The organism is Candidatus Hydrogenedentota bacterium (assembly GCA_016791475.1).
GTDB lineage: Bacteria > Hydrogenedentota > Hydrogenedentia > Hydrogenedentales > JAEUWI01 > JAEUWI01.
The window spans coordinates 18,453-40,443 of the sequence record JAEUWI010000064.1; the positions used below are offsets into that span (position 1 = coordinate 18,453).

General features: G+C 60.7%; 16 protein-coding genes. 9 read left to right on the forward strand and 7 right to left on the reverse strand.

Annotated features, from left to right (window positions below; genetic code table 11):
* Nucleotides 1-136: 136 nt before the first annotated feature.
* Nucleotides 137-826 carry a hypothetical protein gene (locus JNK74_24225; GenBank protein ID MBL7649297.1) on the reverse strand — a complete coding sequence of 230 codons (690 nt, stop codon included), beginning with the start codon at nucleotides 824-826 and terminating at the stop codon, nucleotides 137-139.
* A 279-nt stretch (nucleotides 827-1,105) separates the two neighbouring features.
* On the opposite strand from JNK74_24225, the gene JNK74_24230 reads away from it, so the two are divergent.
* From JNK74_24230 to JNK74_24250, 5 genes are all read left to right on the forward strand, one after another.
* The gene (locus tag JNK74_24230; protein MBL7649298.1) at nucleotides 1,106-1,825 is read left to right on the forward strand and encodes a hypothetical protein; all 720 of its coding nucleotides are present in this window, start codon (nucleotides 1,106-1,108) and stop codon (nucleotides 1,823-1,825) included.
* Nucleotides 1,826-1,963: 138 nt separating this feature from the next.
* Entirely contained in the window at nucleotides 1,964-3,430 is a 1,467-nt protein-coding gene (locus tag JNK74_24235) for a glutamate--tRNA ligase (protein MBL7649299.1), read from the forward strand.
* A 131-nt stretch (nucleotides 3,431-3,561) separates the two neighbouring features.
* The gene (locus JNK74_24240; protein MBL7649300.1) at nucleotides 3,562-4,539 is read left to right on the forward strand and encodes an ROK family glucokinase; all 978 of its coding nucleotides are present in this window, start codon (nucleotides 3,562-3,564) and stop codon (nucleotides 4,537-4,539) included.
* 27 nt (nucleotides 4,540-4,566) lie between these two features.
* Complete coding sequence (locus JNK74_24245) at nucleotides 4,567-5,499, forward strand: 1-phosphofructokinase family hexose kinase (protein MBL7649301.1); 933 nt, start codon at nucleotides 4,567-4,569, stop codon at nucleotides 5,497-5,499.
* A 103-nt stretch (nucleotides 5,500-5,602) separates the two neighbouring features.
* Nucleotides 5,603-6,235, forward strand: coding sequence for a hypothetical protein (locus JNK74_24250; protein MBL7649302.1), 633 nt, complete (start codon nucleotides 5,603-5,605; stop codon nucleotides 6,233-6,235).
* A gap of 37 nt (nucleotides 6,236-6,272) precedes the next feature.
* Here JNK74_24250 and JNK74_24255 read toward each other — a convergent pair whose 3' ends face one another.
* Both JNK74_24255 and JNK74_24260 read right to left on the reverse strand, forming a co-directional pair.
* Entirely contained in the window at nucleotides 6,273-7,055 is a 783-nt protein-coding gene (locus JNK74_24255) for a formylglycine-generating enzyme family protein (protein MBL7649303.1), read from the reverse strand.
* Between the two features lie 2 nt (nucleotides 7,056-7,057).
* The gene (locus JNK74_24260) at nucleotides 7,058-7,492 is read right to left on the reverse strand and encodes a hypothetical protein (GenBank protein MBL7649304.1); all 435 of its coding nucleotides are present in this window, start codon (nucleotides 7,490-7,492) and stop codon (nucleotides 7,058-7,060) included.
* Nucleotides 7,493-8,214: 722 nt separating this feature from the next.
* Between JNK74_24260 and JNK74_24265 the strand changes: the two genes are divergently transcribed.
* Nucleotides 8,215-9,732, forward strand: a complete 1,518-nt coding sequence (locus JNK74_24265) for a DUF4236 domain-containing protein (GenBank protein MBL7649305.1) — start codon at nucleotides 8,215-8,217, stop codon at nucleotides 9,730-9,732.
* 66 nt (nucleotides 9,733-9,798) lie between these two features.
* Nucleotides 9,799-11,067, forward strand: a complete 1,269-nt coding sequence (locus JNK74_24270) for an ADP-ribosylglycohydrolase family protein (GenBank protein MBL7649306.1) — start codon at nucleotides 9,799-9,801, stop codon at nucleotides 11,065-11,067.
* An 83-nt stretch (nucleotides 11,068-11,150) separates the two neighbouring features.
* Here JNK74_24270 and JNK74_24275 read toward each other — a convergent pair whose 3' ends face one another.
* Together JNK74_24275 and JNK74_24280 are read right to left on the reverse strand one after the other, a co-directional pair.
* Nucleotides 11,151-11,738: a hypothetical protein gene (locus tag JNK74_24275; protein ID MBL7649307.1), complete on the reverse strand. Its 588-nt coding sequence runs from the start codon at nucleotides 11,736-11,738 to the stop codon at nucleotides 11,151-11,153.
* Nucleotides 11,739-11,756: 18 nt separating this feature from the next.
* The gene (locus JNK74_24280; protein MBL7649308.1) at nucleotides 11,757-12,512 is read right to left on the reverse strand and encodes a TerC family protein; all 756 of its coding nucleotides are present in this window, start codon (nucleotides 12,510-12,512) and stop codon (nucleotides 11,757-11,759) included.
* A gap of 188 nt (nucleotides 12,513-12,700) precedes the next feature.
* Between JNK74_24280 and JNK74_24285 the strand changes: the two genes are divergently transcribed.
* Nucleotides 12,701-15,025 carry a hypothetical protein gene (locus JNK74_24285; GenBank protein ID MBL7649309.1) on the forward strand — a complete coding sequence of 775 codons (2,325 nt, stop codon included), beginning with the start codon at nucleotides 12,701-12,703 and terminating at the stop codon, nucleotides 15,023-15,025.
* 78 nt (nucleotides 15,026-15,103) lie between these two features.
* Here the strand turns inward: JNK74_24285 and JNK74_24290 are convergent, their stop codons facing one another.
* Nucleotides 15,104-17,350, reverse strand: a complete 2,247-nt coding sequence (locus tag JNK74_24290; GenBank protein ID MBL7649310.1) for a response regulator — start codon at nucleotides 17,348-17,350, stop codon at nucleotides 15,104-15,106.
* Nucleotides 17,351-17,582: 232 nt separating this feature from the next.
* Between JNK74_24290 and JNK74_24295 the strand changes: the two genes are divergently transcribed.
* The gene (locus tag JNK74_24295) at nucleotides 17,583-20,744 is read left to right on the forward strand and encodes a DUF4091 domain-containing protein (protein MBL7649311.1); all 3,162 of its coding nucleotides are present in this window, start codon (nucleotides 17,583-17,585) and stop codon (nucleotides 20,742-20,744) included.
* A gap of 117 nt (nucleotides 20,745-20,861) precedes the next feature.
* Here the strand turns inward: JNK74_24295 and JNK74_24300 are convergent, their stop codons facing one another.
* A complete protein-coding gene (locus JNK74_24300) occupies nucleotides 20,862-21,842 on the reverse strand; it encodes a D-glycerate dehydrogenase (GenBank protein ID MBL7649312.1) in 981 nt (326 codons plus the stop codon).
* Nucleotides 21,843-21,991: the final 149 nt, after the last annotated feature.

The following is a 21,991-nucleotide window of genomic DNA, read 5'->3' on the forward strand; positions in this document are numbered from 1 at the left end:
AGTCTCCCTCAATCCAAACCATCAACGACAAGCGGGTTCGAGGCCATTCACGACCTCCTGAATGGCAGCAAGTGTACCCATTTTTTTGTGGCGGCGCAACGCGGCGGATCGGCGTGGGGGCCCCGAAGACGCCATCTCAATAACCCATGCGATCCAGCGCCTTGTTCAGGCTGTTGGAATCCTTGAGGTCCCCTTTCTCCAGGGAGCCTACCGCGTTCACCGGCTTTACGGGTTCCGAGGCCGCCGTGGCGCTCGAATCCACCGCAATCTCCGCCGGGCCGTGCTGCTTTCCCTCGTCCGGGTGGGTTACCTGGCCGTTCTGGTTATCGTAGTTGAAAGGCTTTCCAGACGCCGTCCGGGGGAGCGTGGGGAGATAGGTGGGGTAGAGCGCGTCCAGGGTTGGCGGATAGTACCCCGTGTTGGTGCCGAAGGAGTTGATGGCCGTCTCGATGTTCTGCATGGTGAAGTAATCCGCCGGGGCCGGGCCGTCCGCGGACTCGTAGACCTCCCCGAGGATCGGATTGTACCCGTAGGGTTTCTTGTCCGGGCGGAGCGGGACCGCGTCAATATAGTTCGGTACCAGTGCCGACAAATCCGCCGGAAGGGCCTCCTTCTCCGCCGCGTAGAGCTCCACCGCTTCTTGAAGCCGCGTCATGTCGACATCGATCTGGGCGTCGTGAAAAGAGCCCTGAACTTCGCCCGCGTTCTGCGCCGCCATATCCGCCGTGACGGCCGTCGTCATCAACATTTCCACCAGACACCCCGAAAACAGGCACGACATCCCCAGACAAAGCGCGCCGTTTAGAAAACCGATCATCCCTTTCATGATCATCCTGCTCCTCAATGTTGGAAAATTGCCCAAGTGGTTCGACCCCGGTTTGCTGACCGGCTTCAGTCTAGCACACATGTGGTTAACTTACCACCGGGTCGAAAAATTATTCGGGCGGGGCTGGGGTGCGTTACCGCCGGGGGCCTTCCGAAAGGTTCGGTGGTGGTTTTCATGCCGCCAGACTTCTCACCCCGGACTTTTTCGTGCTAAAGTTATCTCCGTTAGCGGCAGTGAGCCCCGGGAATCCCGCACTGTATCGAGTTGGAGAGCGAGCGAATGACCATTGCGTTTAATTGCGTCTGCGGAAAGGCCTTTAGCGTAACCGATGACTATGCCGGTCAGACCGGAACCTGCCCGCAGTGCAAGATGCCAGTTACCGTTCCCGGCGAGCCACCCCGCGCGGCCCAGATTAACACACGGGGGCCGCGATTTCCGAGGGAGCAGCTCATGGCCTACCTCAGGGCCCACCAGTCGACCAATGTCCTCCTGCTGCACCCCCATATCCCGCCGGAGCGGGAAGCCCGGGCTCATGATTTCTTTGGCATCGCGGCGGAGGATCGGGTCCTGGCGGGGCTCCACCCATCCCTGCTTATCGCGGGGGAGGAAACCCTGCTGCTGACCGAAACCGGCATCTATGTCAAGAAAGCCGACCTCACCAAGGGGTATGTCCAGTACGAATCCCTCCTGGAGGGGAGCATCCACCTTGAAGACGGAAGAGACATCGTCATTCAGGCCACCAAACCCCAGCGGCTCCGTTATCGCGTGCTGGTATCCCCCAACATCGCCGAAAATCTCTCCAAAGTGTTGCGGGGGCTCCAGTTGCTCCTCAACGGCCGGGATCCGAGCCCCATTTTTGCCGAAGGAAACAACAACGCCCTGGCCGAACTCCGCGCCGAGCGTCAGGGCCTGCTTCCCAGCAGCAGCGCCACGGGAAATGGCGCTTCCAGTGCAAAAAGCCGGGGTGGACTGCTCGGTGTCATAAAACGGCGGGGCTGAGTTTTCCGCGCCCGAGGATCTCGGGGAGCGGCTGGCCTGAGTTGTGCCATGGCGGGACCGTACCGGAATTCTAAACCCACCTCCGCGTATGTTATTATCCCGGCGCTATTCTTCACACCCTGAACCTCTGGAGTACCCATGAGCACCGTTCGCTGCCGCATTGCGCCTTCCCCTTCCGGCTTCCTGCACATCGGCACGGCCAAGATGGCCCTGTTCAACTGGCTTTTTGCCCGTAAGTCCGGCGGCACCTTCGTGTTGCGCCTGGAAGACACCGACGCGGAACGGACCGATGAGACCTTCGTCCAGGCCATGTGCGAAGGATTCAAATGGCTCGGCATCAACTGGGACGAAGGGCCCGCTTTCGGTGATGAGCCCGCGAAAGGTTCTTTGGGGCCCTATCGCCAGTCTGACCGCAAGGCGCTGCATCAGGAAGCCGCGATGAAGCTGTTGTCCGACGGCCATGCCTATCGCTGCTTCTGCTCGAAAGAGGAGCTGGACGCCGAGCGAGAGGCGGCCATGGCGGAGAAGCGGGCGCGGAAAAAGTGCCCCTGCCGAGATCTGGACGCGGCGACCTCCGATTCGCGAAAGGCGGAGTCTCACGCGCTTCGATTTCGCACGCCGGAGGGCCAGACGGTAGTGGAAGACTGGGTGCAGGGCAACGTCCGTACGGACAATCGGGAACTGGATGATTTTGTCATCCTCAAGGCCAACGGCGATCCTATTTTTCATCTGGCGGTGGTGGTGGACGATGCGTTGATGCAAATCACCCACGTTATCCGGGGGGATGACCATTTGACGAACGCCGCCCGCCACGTGCTGCTTTTTGACGCTCTGGGTTATCCGCGCCCGAAGTTTGCCCACCTGCCCATGGTGCTGGACGATGCGGGCAAGAAATTCAGCAAACGTCTGCACGGTGCCAATGTGCTGGACTGGCGCGACGATGGCTATCTGCCTGAAGCGCTCATCAACTATGTGGCCCTGCTGGGGTGGACGCCGGCCGAGGAAAATCGCGAACTGTTTACCATCGCGGAGCTGACCGAGGCCTTTGTGGCCGAGCGGTGGACGAAATCCGCCGCGCGTTTTGACCGCAAGAAACTGGACTGGCTCAACGGCCAGCACATCCGCCTCCTGGAGCCCGCCGTTTTGCAGTCCCGCCTGGTGGCGGTGTTGCAGCGGGCCGGTATCGATACGTCGCAGCGCGACGACGCCTGGTTTGCCGCGCTCACGGAGATATGCCGGGAGAAGCTCTCAACGCTGAATCAGATTGTCGAGCTGAGCGATTTCTTCTTCCATGAGATCACGGAATATGAGGACAAGCCGGTTCAGAAGATCTGGCGCACGGAAGACGCGGCGGCGATCATGGCCCAACTTACGTCATGCCTGGAATCGGTGACGGACTGGAATCGAGATGTGCTGAAACAGGCCTTCCACGATCTGGGTGAATCCATGGGCGTGGGTATGGGCAAGCTGGTTCATCCGGCCCGTCTCGCGCTGACCGGAAAATCGGTCGGTCCGGGCTTGTTTGAGCTTGCGGAGCTGCTGGGCAGGGATGCCTGCCTGGAGCGGATGGCTAGGGCCTCGGCCTTCGTGGCGACGTTGTCCTGAAGCGCGGTTGAGGCCGGAGGCCGCCGGGGTCCAAATGCCCCCGCGACCGTTTCGAGCGACACTGAATCGGTCCGTTCTAAGAATATAGTCTACTACATTTCGGGCTTGGCGCCCGTGGAGGATGGGGTTTTATGAGCAGTAGAGTCATCGTCGGTGTGGATCTCGGCGGAACGAACGTAAAAACGGCCATGGTGTCCTGGGACAAGCAGGTCCTGGCCAAGGATTCGCGCCCGACCAACGCCGAGGGCGGTCCGGAGGCGGTTATCGAGGCCATCGAGTCCAGTGTCCGCGATCTTCTGGCCCAGTCCGACCTTTCGCCCGAACAGGTGATGGCTGTGGGTATCGGCGCGCCCGGTCCCATGGACTGGCGCTCCGGCGTGGTCTTCAGTCCTCCCAATCTGCCCGGCTGGAAGAATGTTCCCCTGGCGGAGATCATGCGCTCCCGTCTCAATGTCCCGTGCTACGTGGAAAACGATGCGAATGTGGCCTGCTACGGCGAGTTCTGGCTCGGTGCCGGGCAGGGCACTCAGAATATGGCCCTGCTCACCCTGGGCACCGGCGTCGGGGGCGGTGTGGTGATGTTTGGCATGCTCCTGCGCGGCGAAGACGGCACGGCGGCGGAACTGGGGCACTTGAAGATGCAGCGGAACGGCCGTCCCTGTGGTTGCGGCAGCCATGGCTGTCTGGAGACCTATGGGTCGGTGACGGGGATGGTTCGCACGGCGATCGAGGGGCTTTCAACGGGCCGCAAGTCGGTTCTTCGGGAGATGTGCGGTGATTCCTTCGGCGGCCTGACGGGCAAAATGATTAGTCAGGCGGCCGCCGATGGCGACGAGTTCGCCCTCTGGGTAATCGAAGAGACGGCCACCTGGCTCGGACTCGGTATTTCGAGCATCATCAATTATCAGAATCCCGAGAAGGTGGTGCTTTGCGGCGGCATGATTGCCGCCGGCGACCTGTTGTTGAACCCGATTCGGAAGGTGGCTTTCGAGAATTCTTTTGAAGTGCCGGCCAAGCGCTGCGAGATTGTCCTGGCGGGTCTGGGTTCGGATTCCGGCGTGCTCGGCGCGGCGGGCTGCGCGCTGTCGCGTTTTGAGAGCAGTTTCTAGCGGGAACACCGATCGGAACGAACGACGATGATTCTCACGGTAACACCGAATCCCTGCGTGGACAAGACGGTTTTTCTCGAAGCCATGGCGGTGGGCAGGAAAAACGTATGCCACCGCGTCACGACCATACCCGGCGGGAAGGGGAACAACGTGGCGAGGGCCGTGAAAGCCCTGGGAGAACAGAGCGCTTCGGTGGTGCTTGTGGGTGGTGCCCCTGGACAGCACGTGGTGGACATGATTACCGGACAGGATGGATTGGAATGTCATCCGGTCTGGATTGCCGAAAATACCCGCACCATCACTACGGTGCTCGAGGAAGGCCCGCACCGGCAGACGCCCCTGTTTGAGCCGGGGCCGCGCGTCGGCGGAGCGGAGAAGGAGCGCCTCATAGACGAAGTGCGCTCGCGACTCGGGGCGACGGGTATACTTACGCTCAACGGCACGGTGCCGGACCCGACCCTTCAGGACGTCTACCGCACCCTCATCTCCCTCGCGCGAGCGCAGGGCGTGACTGTCATCCTGGATACCCACGGCCCGGAACTTGCCCTCGGGCTGGAGGCCGCCCCGTATATGGTCAAGCCCAACGACGTTGAAGCGGCGGAACTGGTGGGCTACGCGCTGGATTCCGAAGCGGCCCGTTGGCGCGCCATTGACTGGTTCCACGGGAAGGGCGTCAGCCTGGTCGTCTTGTCCCTCGGCGCGGAAGGCGTCCTTGTGTCGGACGGTCTTGAGCGCCTTCATGTGAAGCCGCCCCCGATTGAAGAGGTCAACGCCGTAGGGTCCGGGGATTGTCTGGTCGCGGGCATGGCGGTGGGCCTGTTGCGCCAGTGGCCCCTGGAGCAGTGTGCCGTGCTGGGCGTCAGCGCGGGAACGGTCAACGCCATGCGCTGGGACATCGGGCACGTAACCCAGGCGGAGGTGGAGCGGATAGCGCCCCGTGTTGCCGTCGTGCGCTGCTGAAGGTTCCGCCGGGTTCCGCCCCGGGTCCTGGGGTTCGCCCTGACCCGTTCTCAAAGTCTGTATTATTCTACGAAGTTCAGTTCCATTACCGGAGATTCTTCACATGAGTGTTTTGGGTCAACCAACCAAAAGAGAATGGAGCTTCCTCGGGGCGGGAGTCGCCATCGGAATCGGCGCCATGCTGGTGTACTCGGGCGGCAACTTTTATGGCACCGTTCACAAGAATGGCACCACGCTGCATTCCTGGCCGGGCCCTTCAACCGCCCGTGAGAGCCTGATAGACAAAGGCGAAGATGGGACGCCCGAAGGGTGGATGATGACCATGAATCCCTACAAGGACACGACCATCGATTGCGGCCTTACCGACGCCGATTCCGACGGCGTTTTTGATGTCTGCAAGGTCGAAATCCGCCCGGAAGGGGAGGCGAAAGACGGCTTCATGCTTGCCGTCATCGATACGGACAAGAATGGCGTCTTTGACGGGGTTCAGTTCAGCAACACCGGGGAGAAGGGTGCCCGATACTCGGATTATAAAGACTGGGATATGGACGGATTCCTCGATATCTACACCGATCCGGCGCGCTCGACGAGCTGGATAATGACCGGAACGGAATGGCTCAGCGTCATCAAACGCGTCGACTCGGAAGAGAAGCGTTTCTCGGTTATGCGCAACGGCGAAGAACGCGAGATGGTCTATCGGGGCGGGACCTGGAGCGACGTCACGCCGGTTCGCTGACAAGAAGGGCAATGGAAGGAGCGCGGCGGGAAAACCCTCATCGGCGCGCTTCCGCGACGACACGAAAGCCCAGGTTTACATGCGCCGAATCGGCGGGCGCGTCGTTGCGCTCGGCCGAGCGGCACCGGGAAGCTTCGTAGGCCCAGCAACCCCCGCGACACACCTTGCCTTCGCCCGCCGCCGGACCTTGGGGGTCCTTCGTCTCCTCCGGGACGTAGGGCCCCATCCAATCCTGGCACCACTCCCACACATTGCCATTCATGTCGTGAAGGCCCCACGGATTGGGCTTTTTCTGCCCGACAATGTGGGTCTTGCCGCCGCTGTTTGCCTTGTAGAAGGCGTGGTCGCCTATAGATGCAAGCTCGGGATCGTCGCCCCAATAGTAGCGCGTTGCGGTTCCCGCGCGGCAGGTGTACTCCCATTCGGCCTCGGTGGGGAGGCGGTAGCGCATGCCGGACTCTTGAGCGGTGAGCTTGTCGCAGAAGGCCACCGCATCGTGCCAGGTTACGTGGTCCACCGGCAGCGTCGCCCCCTTTTCCCTGGCGGGATTGTGCCCCATGACCGCCTCGTACTCGGCCTGCGTGACCTCATAAACACCGATGTAGAATTCGCGGCTGATTGTGATCCTTCGCTCAGTCTCCGTTGGCTTGCGATCCTTTTCGTGTTCGGGCGAGCCCATGATGAAGGAGCCGGGAGGGACAGGTTGAAGTTTCATTCCCACGCTGTTGGTGATGGGGTCCGCCAAAGGGGATGCGACGGCGAATACGCACGGCATCAGCGTGACGGCAAATGCAGACAGAAAGGCGTGGGCTCGACGCATCGTCAAGAGTCCTGTCCGTGTTGCGTTGCGCCCGGTAACTCGGGAGGTTGCCCATCCCAGCCGCTGCTGGGAGGAAGTGGGCTTTCTCTGGGAAAATAGAAGCGCATGGCCGATGCCACGAGCAGAACCAGCACGAGATTGAGAAATGCGATGAAGGGGGCGCCGGTGCTGAAGGCCAGCACGTGAAGAATTCCCACAACGATATTCAGGACGAATACCCAGCGCCATCGGTTGAGCAGGCCGGTAATGAAGAGTACCTTGGCGGCCAGCCACCACAGGGCGACGAGGTTATGGGCGATGGCCGGCAAGTTTCCCAGAAGCCCTTCCAGCCCGAGCACGGTTACGACCACCCAGATCTGCCAGGGGGCATCCCGCCAGGTGGTGGGGGCCGTCGCGTGGGCAACGTTCTCGTGCTGAAATTGGGTTGCGGGATTCATGATGCATTCCCTCGCGGGTTGATCCCATTGATTTGTCGATCCATGTGGGTGTGTCTGCTTTACGGTAGCATATGGAAGTGTCGACGTAAAAAGGATTTGTAGCTATCGCGGTGGCGATACCGTTGAGGCCAGCCCAAGGCGTTCGTATCAGAGTCCATACAGTGCATTGGATTTGTAATTTTCAATAGGTCTGAACACGCCTGGAATTGGTTGTCCGAAACTAAAGTATTGGGCCACGAGCCACGGAGTCTCGGAGAGAGAAAAGAGTTCTGGGACGCGGGTTGAATCAGGAATGGACTGTATTTCAGAGGGCACCTTTAACGTATACCACTTGAACATAAGAACCTTACAAAGTTGAATTTCGAGGTTCAGTATCCGGGAATTCAGTGCAAATTACAATACGCGGGCGCGAGAAGAGGACTGACTACGGAAAGGCACGGAATTTCACGGAAGTGAGCATGTTGAACGTCCTAGTTTCGTCGTTTGTTGAGTCGACGCGTTCCGGAATCCACGCGAATTGGTCCCACTCGCTCTCGCCAGATCCACGAGCCTCCAGCACATACACCAGAACAGACCGGATACACAATCTCGTTGAGAGTCGGACAACAATCTGATAACCTTGTGTGCCAGTCCAGTCAGAATTGGGAGAGTACCGAATACCGCTCCACTTTGTGACAAGAATACGACTAACATAATCGCGGCACAGGCAGGAGACGAAACCGATGGCGTTCAGATTCCGAAAGTCTATTAGAATAGCCCCGGGAGTACGAATGAGCTTTAGCAAGTCAGGCATTGGCCTCAGTGCTGGCGTCAAGGGGGCACGGATTGGGGTGAATAGCCGGGGCACATATACAAGTCTAGGTATACCCGGCACGGGAATTTCCATGCTCAATTATCATGGAAATAGTAAGTCAATTCGGCGGTCTGCGATTTCGATTCCAGACGACTATGTATTGACCAGCGAGTTCGGCGAGGTTCAGGTTACGCACACCGTGCGAGGCATTCCAAAGTACTCAATCGAGATATCTCATGAAGGAATTAACAAATTCCAAGTCATTAAGGGAGATAGTCAAGAAGACGTCGAGCAAAAAGCTTGCGCCAAGATGCGCCAATGGAATGAGATCTGGGAGCGAAGTCAGATTCTCGAGCAGGAACGTTCCGCGAGGCAGTCAAGAGCAAATGCAATTGCAGAAAAAAAGAAACTTGCCTCAGAGCAGACGGAAGAGGCGCAGGCTTTGTTGGCCGAATTGGACGGTATCCTAATATACACATTGGGCGTTGATGACACTATCGATTGGGCTTCGCTTAAGGGACCGAAGTCATATCCCGAGCCGCGACCCGAGGAGCCGCAGCTTCCAACACCACCCATCGAGCCCGAGCTTCCGAGAAAGCATCGGCGAGATGATGCAAAATATGAGGTTCGACCGGACCTGCTCGGAAAGCTTTTCAAGTCCATTCACGCGAAGAGGCTTGCTGAGGCGGAAACGCTATATCTGGCGGATCACGCACGTTGGGAGTCCATTGCCAGAAGTATTTACAGCGAGTACGAGTCTCGACGAAATGAGCATCTCCAGCTGGTTCATCGCCTCGAATCTCAATATCGTTCCGAACTTGATGCGTGGGAACGACGGCGAGAAGTTTATAGTCAACGTTGGCAGGTTCGGAGCGACTACGTAGATGCGAAGCGAAATAGATACTTCGCGGGCGACTCCAGGGTGGTTCAGGACTACTGCGAGTTGGTACTTGGCAACTCGAAGTATCCAGATTATTTTCCGCAGGCCTATGAGCTATTGTACGAGGTCGATGATAAGCTCTTGGTTGTCGACTATCAAATTCCAGCGCCCGAGGCACTCCCGACATGCTGTGAAATAAGGTATATCCAATCCAAAGATGAGTTCGTCGAGAAGGAAATTGGTCAAGCGCATCGCAATAAGGCATTCTCGAAAGCGGCATATGAGATCGCTCTCCGCACTCTACATGAACTGTTCGAGGCTGATAGAGCCGACGCACTGCTCGAAATTGTCTTCAATGGATATGTTGCAACTGTAGACTCCCGCTCCGGCGAGGATGTCGAGCTTTGCATCATGACAGTCAAGGCGGAGAAGAACCGATTTCTCTCAATACAGCTAGATCGAATCGAGTCCAAGGAATGCTTTGATTCCCTTGGAGGGCGCTGTAAGTCTCCACTTCACAAACTTGTTCCTGTAGAGCCGATTCGCTCAGCCACGCCAAGAGACTAAGTCAGAAAGACATGAGGTCCATCCATTTACGTGGATGTGGACTGCCATCACGATAGGAAGTTGATTATGACAAAACCGAATCCCCCCTCTCTTCTCCTCCGAGTCCTAATGGTCTGTGTGTTCACTGCGGGCCAGTTCACAGTCTCAGTGTTTGCCGAAGATTTTCGCCGCATTTCGATCGAAGACTATCGCGACAAGATGGCCGGGGCCTGGCTGGGGCAGATGGCCGGGGTCGGCTGGGGCTTTCCCACGGAATTCGAGTACTTGAGTGCAATCATCCCGGAAGACAAAGTGCCGGCGTGGACGCCGGAAACGATCAATCAGTTCGATCAGGACGACCTCTATGTGGAGATGACCTTTATGAAGTCCCTGGAGGACTACGGCTTCGATGTGACGAGCCGCCAGGCGGGGATAGACTTTGCCAACAGTGAGTACCAGCTCTGGCACGCCAACGGCCACGCCCGGGGCAACTTGCGTCAGGGCATAGCGCCGCCGGATTCGGGTCACCCCGAGTTTACGAAGCACGCGGACGATATTGATTATCAGATCGAAGCCGACTTCGCGGGGCTTATCGGGCCGGGGATGCCGAATCTGGGTATCGAGATGGGCGAGAAGTTTGGCTGCATCATGAACTACGGCGACGGCATCTACGGCGGGCAGTTCATGAGCGGCATGTACGCCGAGGCCTTTATCGAGCGTGATATCCAAAAGATCATCGAGGCGGGCCTGCGCTGTATCCCGGCGGAGAGTCAGTACGCCGAGTGCATCCGCGACACGGTCGCCTGGCATAAGGAACATCCGGACGACTGGCAGAAGGTATGGCGCCTGCTCCAGGCCAAGTATCATGAATCGCCCGAGGGACGACGCTTTGTTTGCAAGGCGAGCGAAAAGGGAAACATCGACGCCAAGCTGAACGGCGCCTATGCCGTTCTGGGACTGCTCTATGGTAAGGGTGATCTGGACCAGACTATCATCATTTCCATGCGTTGCGGCCAGGACTCGGACTGCAACCCGGCCAGCGCCGCCGGCGTGCTTGCGACGACCATGGGCCGGGCCAAGTTGCCGGAGAAGTTCACGTCCGCGCTTCAGACCGACACCCCATTCAAGTATACGGCCTACACCTTCACGACCCTCCTGGAGGCCTGCGAAAAACTGGCGCGTCAGGCCGTGCTGCGCTCCGGTGGGCTCATTGAAAAGGACGACGCCGGGAGGGAGTTTCTCTTGATTCCGGTGCAAACGCCGAAGCCCAGCAAGTTCGTCCAGTCGTGGAAGGCCGAGCCTTCCACCGGAAGCCGATACACGGACGAGGAACGGGCAAAGATCACCGCGAAATAGTCCATCCGCATGAAACATGGAAAGAGCACAAAGAATCGACTTCTTTGTGCTCTTTGCGTACTCTGGGGGCTAAACAATTCGGACTACGGCGCGGGCGTTGTCTCTGGAACCTGTGCGGGTTCCGAGGGGACTTCCACGGCTTCCTCGACGGCGACGGGCGCAGTTTCGGGCGCGGCGTCTGCGGCCGGCGCGGGGGCCGGCGCTTCCGAGGGCGGTGCGGGGTTCAGGGGCGCGGCCGAGTTCGCCGGAGGCTTCCCGCCGTGCCAGTGGTTGTGACCGGGCTCCGGATTGAAGTGCTGGTCCGTCGCTTCGTCGTATTGCCACGGTTCGGGATTGGGGATATTCGGTATCGGCTTGGGCGCAGGCGCGTTCTGGTTGGGCGGGTGACCCTTGTGCCAGTGCTTGTGGGTGGGATCCCAGTGTTGGTCCGTGACGGAATCATAGGTCCACGGCGCGGGCTCGGGCTTCGCGGCGGAGGCTGGCTTCAGCTCTTCTTCTGGAAGGCGGATGGGCTCTCGGGAGCCTCCTTGAATTACCGCCACCGCTGCGGCGAATCCGCCGAGCACCACGACCACCGTTCCGATTCCGACAGCCCAGGGCAGCGATGACGCGCGTTCGACGGGTGCTTCAGCCTCCACCGGGGTCTCGGGGGCTTTGTTTTTCTTCGACATGATGCGGCGTCCTACCGGTTAGAGCTTCTTGTGCAGGTGGACCTTGTCCGCCTGGCGTTTGCGCATCTTGATGTTGAGCATTTCCACCGCCACGGAGAAGGCCATGGCGAAGTAGATGTAGCCCTTGGGCACGTGCACGTCGAAGCCTTCCACCATGAGCGTCACACCCACGAGGATGAGGAAAGAGAGCGCGAGAATCTTGATGGTCGGATGGGCATCGACAAATTCGCTGATTCCCTTCGCCGCGAAGAGCATGACACCGACCGACAGGATAATGGCCACGACCATAATGGAGACGTGCTCCACGAGGCCCACGGCGGTGATGACCGAGTCGAGTGAAAAGACGAGATCGAGGACCGCAATCTGGGCGAGAACCGAGCCCACGCTGCGCGGCGCAGAGGCGGCGCCATGCCCCTCCACGCCCTCAAGGCTGTGATGGATCTCGTGGGTCGCCTTGGCCAGCAGAAACAGGCCGCCGCCAATGAGTATGAAGTCACGTCCGGATATTTCCTGGCCCAGAACGGTAAACCAGGGCTCCACGAGGCCCACGACCCACGCGATGGAGAAGACCAGCAGGAGCCGCATCACCATGGCGAGGCCCAGCCCCGTGTTTCGGGCGAAATTGCGCTGTTTCTCGGGCAGTTTGCCCACCAGGATCGAGATGAAGATGATGTTGTCGATGCCCAGCACGATTTCCAGTGCTGCGAGCGTACCCAGCGCAATCCAGGCCTGGGTACTGTCGATCCAGCCAAACTGGGCAATAAGCCATTCCATGATAGTGTCGTTCTCCCGTGACGAAGGTACTGCAAGGCGGATGCCGGACTCTTCATGGGGCACCCGCGGTTCCCCCGTAGACTACCGATTTGAAGCGCCTGTTGCAAGGCGGCGGGCGTGGCGAAAAGCCTGCTGGAATGGCGCCATGCCCGCAGGCTAGCATGGTCCACCAACCCAAGGAGTTTTCCGTGCGATTCACAATCCTCTCTTTCGTCTTCGCGGCCCTGGTCGTTCTCCCGGCCAGCGCCCAGTCCACCCTGGGCCTGGAGCCCGGTGATCACCGCCTTCAGAATGACGACCTGGGCGTGATCCTATGGGGGCCCGACACCGCGCCGACGCTCAGCATTGGTAAGAGTGACATCTGGGATCGGCGACTTCCGAAAGAACAACCCGTGATCACCATGGACGAAATCACGAAACGGGCCCTGGCGGGCGACAAGAGCATCCTCAATGGCGCGGCCTACTACACGGCATACAGCCACTACGACTTTCCCTGTCCCAAGCCCGCGGGCCAGTTGATCGTGCGGGTGCCCTTTGTCGAAGGGGGCGGCGCGCTCCACGTGGAAAAGGCGAATGGGGCGTCCACCCTGACGGCGGAGCATGGCGCAAAAAAACTACGCCTGCGCATCTTCGTCAGCGCCACGCGCAACGTTATCGTGATGGAGGGCGAGGCCGCCGGGTTGTCGCCGGGCGATGTGTCGTTTCGCCTCTGGCGTCACCAGGACACCATCGTGCCGGGCGGCGAACTGCACCCCACGCTGGGCAGTGAAAAGAATTCCCCCACGGACTTTGAGCCCCTTGCCGCGCCCCGTGCCGGAAACGACGACGGCGTGGCGTGGGTGGCGCAGGATTTTCCCGGCGAGCTGACCTTCTCCGAGGGCTTCCAGAGTGTGCTGGCCCTCCGGGTGGAGGGTGCCCCGTCGACCGTCGCCCTCCAGGAAAACACCGCGGGTCTGGGTACGCCCATGGTGGCGGAAAAGGAGGGCCGTCTGGACCACGGCACGTTCAAACGTTTCACGCCCATCAATCAATCGCCCGGCGCGGCGGCGACCTTGACGCCATCACAACTGGACGGCGTGTTTACGGCCTATGCGACCGTTGCAACCACCCAGGACTCGCCCAATGCGCTGGGTTATGCGCGAAAGACGCTGAAAGAGTGCGCTTACGAGGGGGCCGACGCGCTCTGGGTCGAACACGCCGCCAAACTGGCCGAATACGAACAGCGCCCCCGCGCCCGCGCCTGGTCCGCCGATGGCAGGCTCAGCATCGATCAGGCGTGGGGGGGCGTGCCCTATACCGTGCGGCCCGCGGGTTACTACGGCGATGTGGCGCTTTGCTCGGTGGACAGCACCAAATTCTGTTTTCAGGATTCGGGGCGCTGGCACGCGGACTTCCATTTCAACGAGATCGACGCCACGGGACCCTGTACGCTGCGCCAGTTTGATTCCCTGGCGCCCTACTACGACATGATTTTCACCATGCTTCCCATGGCCCAGGCCAACGCCCGCGCGGTCTACGGCTGCGATGGCGCCATGTATCCGTTGGTTCACTACCCCCTCAAGGCCGAAACGGTCATACACACCCACATGACTTGGGAACAGAGCGTGGAGATTACCGCGCTCCTCGCGCGGCCCTTCTGGTTGCGCTACCGCTACACGGGTGATCGGGATTTCCTTCGGGACCGGGTCTGGCCCGTCCTGCGGGAGGGGGCCCGTTTCTACGCGGAGTACCTCAAGCTGGAGGAGGACGGCCTCTACCACGTGTTTCCGACGGTCTCCCCGGAGCACCGGGGCATCACAGCGAACCTCGAGTTTAACAAGGACAGCCAGTCCGGCATCACCCTTATACGCTATCATCTCCGTGCCGCCGCCGAGGCCGCAGGGCTGCTTGGCGAAAATGGGGAAGAGCCCGCCCGCTGGCGGGCAATCGCGGAAAAGATGCCGCCCTACCCGACCATCGACACGCCCGACGGATCAATCTTCACCGACGTGGCCGGGGCGCCACCCATGGAGTTCAACATCGCCGTGCCCCTCACGTCCGTCTTCTGGGGCGACGACATTGGCCTCGATTCACCCCCCGACCAAATCGAACTCGCCAAACGCACCCTGGAGAAGATCAACGTATGGCAGCCCCATCAGGGCTACCTCACCACCGTGCGCCGCCGCCTCGGAATCTACAAACCCGAAGACGGCCTCGGCATCGACAACGTGCTCCAATCCCATACGGGCGTCATCCGGGTCTTTCCGACAGTGCCCGACGACTTCGAGGGCGGCTTCGAAAATCTTGGTGCGCAGGGAGCCTTTGTGGTGAGCGCGACCCGAACGAAGTCGGGCGTGGAACGTGTTACCGTCCAGTCGCTCGTGGGAAACACGTGTCGGTTGGCGAATCCATGGCCGGGGAAGGATGCGAAGGTGATCTGCGTGGAGACCGGTGGGGAAGTGGGGGTGGAGGGCGATGGCGTATATGTCGTTTTCAGCACGGAAAAGGGCATGACGTATACGCTTGGCGCGTGAGGAGGACGGAAGCGGTACCGCAGCAGGCCCCGATGCTGTCAGAGCATCGACAACACCGGCCTCAGTCCGGGCGCCCAGTCAGGATGAGGGCGCGTGTTCTCCTTCGGACGGATCGGCGTCGAGCACTTCACGCAGGGTTTGCAGTATGGCCTCCGCAGTGTACGGTTTCGGCACAAAGCGTACGATGGAGGTGCCCGAGACGGAGGCGTACTTGCCATTGTCGCTCAGACCGCTTGAAGCGACCACGCGGACGTTGGGGGCAATCGTCCTCAACGCCGCAATCATCGCGGGGCCGTCCATCACCGGCATGCTCATATCGGTCAGCACCACATCGATGCTGGCCCGGTGCCGGACAAAGAGCGACACGGCTTCTGCGCCATTGCTTGCGGTCACGACCTCATAGCCAAAGAGTTCGAGCGCTTTTCCAGTGGCGTCCCGAATGGATTCCTCGTCATCCACCAGAAGGACGCGCTCGCCGTTGCCTCGGGGCAGGGTGGGGAGGACCTGGGCGGAAGACTCTGGAAATTCGGCGCTGTCGGCTGGAAAGTAAATCCAGAACTGGGTGCCCCGGCCGACCTCACTGTACAGATCGATAAATCCGCCGTGGTCCCGCACGATGGAGAAGGTGGTGGAGAGGCCGAGGCCCGTGCCCTTGCCCACTTCTTTGGTGGTGAAGAACGGCTCGAAGATTTTCTCCCGCGTCTCCTCCGACATGCCCTCGCCCGTATCTCGCACACCGATCTTGACGTAGGGCCCGGGTGTCGCCCGCAGATTCATCCCGGAGAAAACATCGTCCACCACCGTGTTCTCCAGCGTCACGGTCAATCGCCCGCCTCTGGGCATGGCGTCGCGGGCGTTGACGCAGAGGTTCATCAACACCTGGTGGATCTGGGTCGGGTCCGCGTGAATTGACCAGACATCCTCCGGGGCGATGAGATCGAGAACGATGTTTCGCGGAAAGGTGTCCTGAAGCACTTTGCGGAAGTCGCGGGCGATTTCGGCGGGGGCTACGGAGCGGCGCACGCCTTCGATGCCGCGGGCAAAGCCGAGCACCTGCTGAACAAGATCGGCCCCGCGCTGGGCGCTTGCGCGCACCATGTCCAGCATGGCGTGCCCTTCGGCATCCCGCACGTGCTCCGGGAGCATTTCCGTGGCCATGAGGATGGGCGTCAGCACGTTGTTGAGATCGTGGGCGATGCCCCCGGCCAGGGTGCCGATGCTTTCCATTCGCTGGGCGCGCAGAAACTGCTCCTCCAGCTTCTTGCGTTCGGTCAGGTCGCTCATGCCCCCGATCATGCGGAGCGGGCCGCCGCCCTCGCCGCGAATCACCTGGCCCCGGTCGAGCACATGGGCGTAACCGCCGTCCTTCCGGAGAAAACGATACTCCTCGATCCAGAGGTCACCCGTCCCCGCCACCGCGGCATGGAGGCTTTCGGTCACGCGCTTGCGGTCGTCCGGGTGGATCCGTCTTCCCCAGGCGCCGATGTCGGGGGCTTCCTCGCCGGGCAACAGGCCGAAGAGCGCCTCGAAGCCTTCGTTCCACCATAGGGTATCGGCCGAGAGGTCCCAGTCCCAGATGGCGTCGGTGGTGGCGCGGGAGAGCACGTGAAAGCGCTCCAGACTGACCGCCAGGGCGCTCTCGGTGTGGCGGTGTTCCTCGACTTCGCTCTCCAGTGCGCGGTTTGCGAGGGTGAGTTCGGCGGCGCTCTGCTCGGCGACGGCTCGGGCCTGCTTCTGATGGGCGAGGGCCTTTTCCAGCGCCGCGATAATGGCCCCGATCGCGATCACGAGCAAAGCGTTCATCATGAGGAAGTTGGCGGTGATCACGATCCAGGAGAGTGGATTCTGATCCCACACCGCGGCCATGTTGGGCGAGGCCGCCCCGGCCAGCCCTATAACGAGCAGGGTGACGCCGTTGATGGCGACACCGACGAGCCCCGCGCGCAGCCCGAGGAGGAGCCCGGTGAGTATGGAGAATCCAAAAAGATAAATCTGGCTGATCGGACCCAGGTATATGAGGAGAACGGTCCCGAGCATGTAGCAGATGAGCGCAAAGCCGAAGGCTTTCGTCGTGAAACTGATTCCCCGGAAATAGTACAGACAGATGAAGCCGATGATTGCGGCGGTATCGGTTGCCGCGATGGTCGCGTATCCGCCGACATAGCACATGTAGAGACTGGGAAAATAGACCCAGGGCGCCAGGAAAAGAATCACCCGAAGCAGCAGGGAAAGCAGCCCCTCGCGCCAATCGCCTTGCGGCGATTGCCACAGGACGGGATCGAGTCCCGCGCGCAGGCGCTTCACTAGAGCTGGGCGTGACACCATTGAATCCACCCCTGTGGTCGATACGTCTATTGTGCGGATAAGCTGTCTAGGACAGCAGCAAGACAACGATCCTCGTCAGAAGTGTAGCACACGGCCTATGGGCTGAATAAAGCAGCCCGCCCCATGCGCCCGCCACGCTGGACAGGCCCGCGCCCCGAGGTGTACCCTCGTCGGCAATCGAGTGAATTCTCAAGTTCCACTGTGAACGATGTATCGACTTGCGAGACCACCCATGCCCATTTCAGTTCGCCACATGCTCGCCGCGCTCCTGTTGCTCGCGGCCACCCTTCCCATCGCCGCCATGGAGCTCGTCTGGACCCGGCCCGCCGCCCAGTACCGAAGCGAGGCCACGCCCCTGGTGACCGATCTCGATGACGACGGTGCGCCGGAAGTCCTATCGGTCAATATCGGCGGCCAGGTGCTCCTCTGGGAGGCCGATGGCACGCCCATAGGTACCGGACAGGACGGCATGGTCGCCCAGTTGCCCGAGGGCCGCTGGACCTCGCAGCCGGTGCAGCTAGTCCGTCCGGAGGGACCCTTGGTCGTCTTCGGTAGCGTGGAAGGGAACATCGTCGCGCTCGACAGCGCCTGGGCGGTGGCCTGGCAGCATGCCCTCGGCGCGGAGACGACCTGGTCGCGCGCGGTGCCCGTTGTGGTGGACGCGGGCGACAAGACGCTCGTGGTCATCGGGGATGCCTCCGGCAAAATCACCGCGTTGGGCGCTCAAGGCGCGGTCGCGTGGTCCACGGCGCTGGAGAGCGGACACAGCCGCGCCATGGTGAAGTCCTGGACCGATCCAGCGGACAAGACGCTCCTGTTGGCCTCGGCGGGCGAAACGCTCTTCGCGCTGGACACCACCGGCGCGGTGCAGTGGAAGCGCGCCCTCGGCGGCGAAATTATTTCCCAGGCGGAGGTCTTTGCCACGCCCGAAAGCACCCTGATCCTCTGCGGCACCCGGGCGGGCTCGCTTTTCGCGTTGACACCCGAAGGGGAGATAGCGTGGGAAGCGAAAGTGGGCGGGGAAATCGATACCTCCATCACCTTTCTGCCGCGCAAAGACAAAGCGCCGCTGATCCTCTGCACCGGCGTGTGGGGCAACCTCTACGCCATCGAGCCCGATGGCACGCACGTATGGACCCACATCTTCGACACCAAGAACCGCGCGCGGCCCCTCGTGGTCGATGCGAACGGCGACGGCACCCTGGATGTGCTCGTGGCGACCTACGATCAGCGGCTCCTCGTCTTCAACACCGAGGGCCTGCTCATCGACGAAGTCCGTCTCAGCGGTGCGGTCAACGCCTCGCCCGTACTCGTGCCCGGCGCGGAAGCGGGGGAGAGCGACGTGCTGGTCTTCAGCAATGTCCTGCTGGCCCATCGATTCCGTCCGGGATTGCCGGTGGCACCTTATGGGGCGGGGGAGGATTATTCGAAAGTTGGGGCTGGATTCAGACCAGAACAACTAAGCTCAGAAGTCTCCTCGTTTAATGTAGACAACAGCGACGGCGCGTTGCTTCGGGTAAATCTTACGGTAGCGAAAGAGGGGCAGGTTACGGAGATATCAGGAGCTTTGACTGCCCGCTCTTTTGTTGAAATGCCGCTGCATGATCGGAACGAGTCAACAAAAGCCAAGATACTTTTAGAGCGAGCCAATGGATGGTTCATACGCGAAGCGACGGCAGTGCCCCGAACATCGGAGAAGGACCCCGTCGAAGTCTCCAACCTTGCCCTGTGGTCATCCGTCGCCTATGGTGACTTTGATCCCACACGTTTGAATCCGACGCTTGCAGATGGCGCTCAAAGAGAATTAGCCTCGGCCCTGTCCTCCGGTTGCGGAGAATCGAGCGAGTTCTCAGATGACTATGACAACTTGCCTGATGGCCCCGTCGTGACATCCGCTGTCCTCTACCAGGGCGAAGTCTGGCATGCGGCATTCGTCGTCGCGCGTGGAGATGACGCGTCGGCACGTGTCCGTGCTTCGATTGAGTGGCCGATCCGCTCGGACGGAGCGCGCTTTGGCGGGACATTGTTGTTGCGCGAACAGACGACTGTAGGGACCGTAAATGGAGAGGAGGCCGCAGACGCGCTGGTTGAACTCGGCGATTCAGGGTTGCTGCAGATTCCGGGGAAACGTGCTGCAAAAGTTTGGTTGACTGCAGACACGAAAGACACCGAACCGGGGTTTTACCTGGGAAAAATAGTGATTCAGCCACTCGGCGGGGGTGAATCGAAGGCGCTCCCGTTAGTAATCCACGTAACTTCTCTCCGCATGCCCGACAAATTCCCCCTCTCCCTGTGTACTTGGGACTACATCCCCAATCAATGGTTTCCGAATCATTCCGAGGCCGTGCTGGACGGCATGGGCGATCACGGCGTCAACGTCTTTCCCCGCACCACGGTGCCGACGGCAACTGCGGATGGCAATGGCGCTCTTGCGATTGACTGGGCCGCGCTCGATGCCGAGCTGGATCGCCTGAAAGGGCGTGGCCAATTGTTGCTGCAGGTGGCGGAGCCGCCCGTCACGTGGACCGAAGGATTCCCCGAGGACGGCAAGCGCGCCGTCAAGGTAGCCTATCTCCGTCAGCTCCGCGATCACCTGAAAGCGCTTGGCTGGGACTACGGCGACTATGCCCTCTATCCCGTGGACGAACCGGGACTGGACTACGGCCCGCGCGTGCCCATCTATGTGGACGCGGCGGAGCTCTTCCGCGAGGCTGATCCGAAATTCCGGATCTATACCGACCCCGTGCCCGGCCTGTCCTGGCGTGATTTCGAGCGTATCGATCCGCTTGTGGACGTGTGGTGTCCCAACATGCGGCTCGTCACTGGCCTGCTGGTGGACGATCCGCGCATCCAGCGCATCCTGGATTCGGACAAGCCCGTCTGGTCCTACGAATGCGTTTCGCAGGTGAAGTCCCTGTCGCCCCTGCTGTACAACCGGGCCAACGCCTGGCGCGCCTGGCACTTCGGCCTCGACGGCATCGGCATGTGGACCTTCAGCACCACCCAGGCCGACCACTGGCTGGCCAACGCCGACAAGAATGACGAATACGCCCTCGTCTATCCCGGCGATATGCCTGTGTCGAGCGTCCGCTGGGAGGCCCTCCGCGATGGCCTGGAGGACGTGGCCGCGATGGCCATGCTCAAAGAGCGCATCGAGGCATTTCGCAAGAAGCCCGACATGAAGAAAGGCGAAAGAATGCTCTTGAAGGAAGCCGAAGACGCCCTGCGCATCGCCACCGTGGATGTCATGGAGATGTCCGCCCCGGCGTTCATCGAGTCCCGCGACTTCCGCGCCCAAGGCAACCGCCGGATCTGGCACACACCGGCGGATGAGTGGCTTTTCCGCATTCACCGCGGGCGGATCGCACAACTGACGATGGCATTGGGGGAGTGAGGGAGACGAACCCAATATTGGTGGCACCCGGGGAAAGCATCCGATAGGAGTGTGGTGGCAGGCTTGCAGTTTGGCTGCGTCCTTTACGTCCCTTCCGTCCTTTAAGTCCTTACGTCCCTACAGCACCCCGGGATTCACGCAGGTCGGCGGCGTGTTTCCCTTTAGCAGCGCGATGATGTTTTCCGCCGCCAGGTTGGCCATGGCGGATCGCGTTTCCAGTGTGGAGCTGCCGATATGGGGCAGGAGCACGATATTGCTCACCGTCAGCAAATCAGGGTGAATCTTGGGCTCTTCCTCGTAGACATCCAGGCCCGCGGCGAAGATTTCGCCGTCGTGAAGCGCCGCCGCGAGGGCCGTCTCGTCCACCACGGGACCGCGCGTCGTGTTCACGAAAATGGCCGATTTCTTCATGGCCTTGAACGTGGCCGCGTTGAATACATGGCGCGTTTCATCGGTCAGGGGGCAATGGGGGGAGACGATGTCTGACTCCGCCAGCAGCGTGGGGAAGTCCACATAGGTCAGGCCGAGGCCCACTTCTTCCGCGGCGGGCAGTTGCGTCCGCGAGTGATAGAGCACCTTCATGTTGAAGGCCTTCGCTCGCCGCACCACGGCCTTGCCGATTCGGCCGAGGCCATAAATGCCCAGGGTCTTGCCATAGACATCCATGCCCAGCATGAACGTGGGGGACCAGCTCGCCCACTGGCCCGAGCGGAGGAAATGCTCCGACTCGCAGAGCCGCCGCGCCGTCGCCAGGATCAGCGCAAAGGTCAGGTCTGCCGTCGTCTCCGTCAGCACATCCGGCGTGTTCGACACCGCAATGCCCCGCTCCGTCGCCGCCGAAACGTCAATGTTGTTGTAACCCACGGCCATGTTCGCCACGATCCGGAGCTGCGGCCCGGCGGCGTCGAAGACCTCGGCGTTCATTGCTTCCGTAAGCATGGATAGAATCGCGTCCACACCCCTCACGCCCTCCAGCAGCACCTCTCGCGGGATAGGCCGGTCCTCGGGATAGATGAATACATTCTCCGCGCCAAAGGCCTCATGAAGCAGGACAACAGCGCTCTCCGGGGGGCGGCGGGTGACGAAGATCTTGGGCATGGGGATAGACTCCAGAAGGGTTTTGGGGTGATGCCAAGAGGGTGACACAGGGATGCGCGAAATATCAAGGGGGCGAATTGCCTCACAATAAATCTACTCGAAATGTATTCGTTGCCTCACGAAGGAAATCTATCCGAAACGGGCTGGGT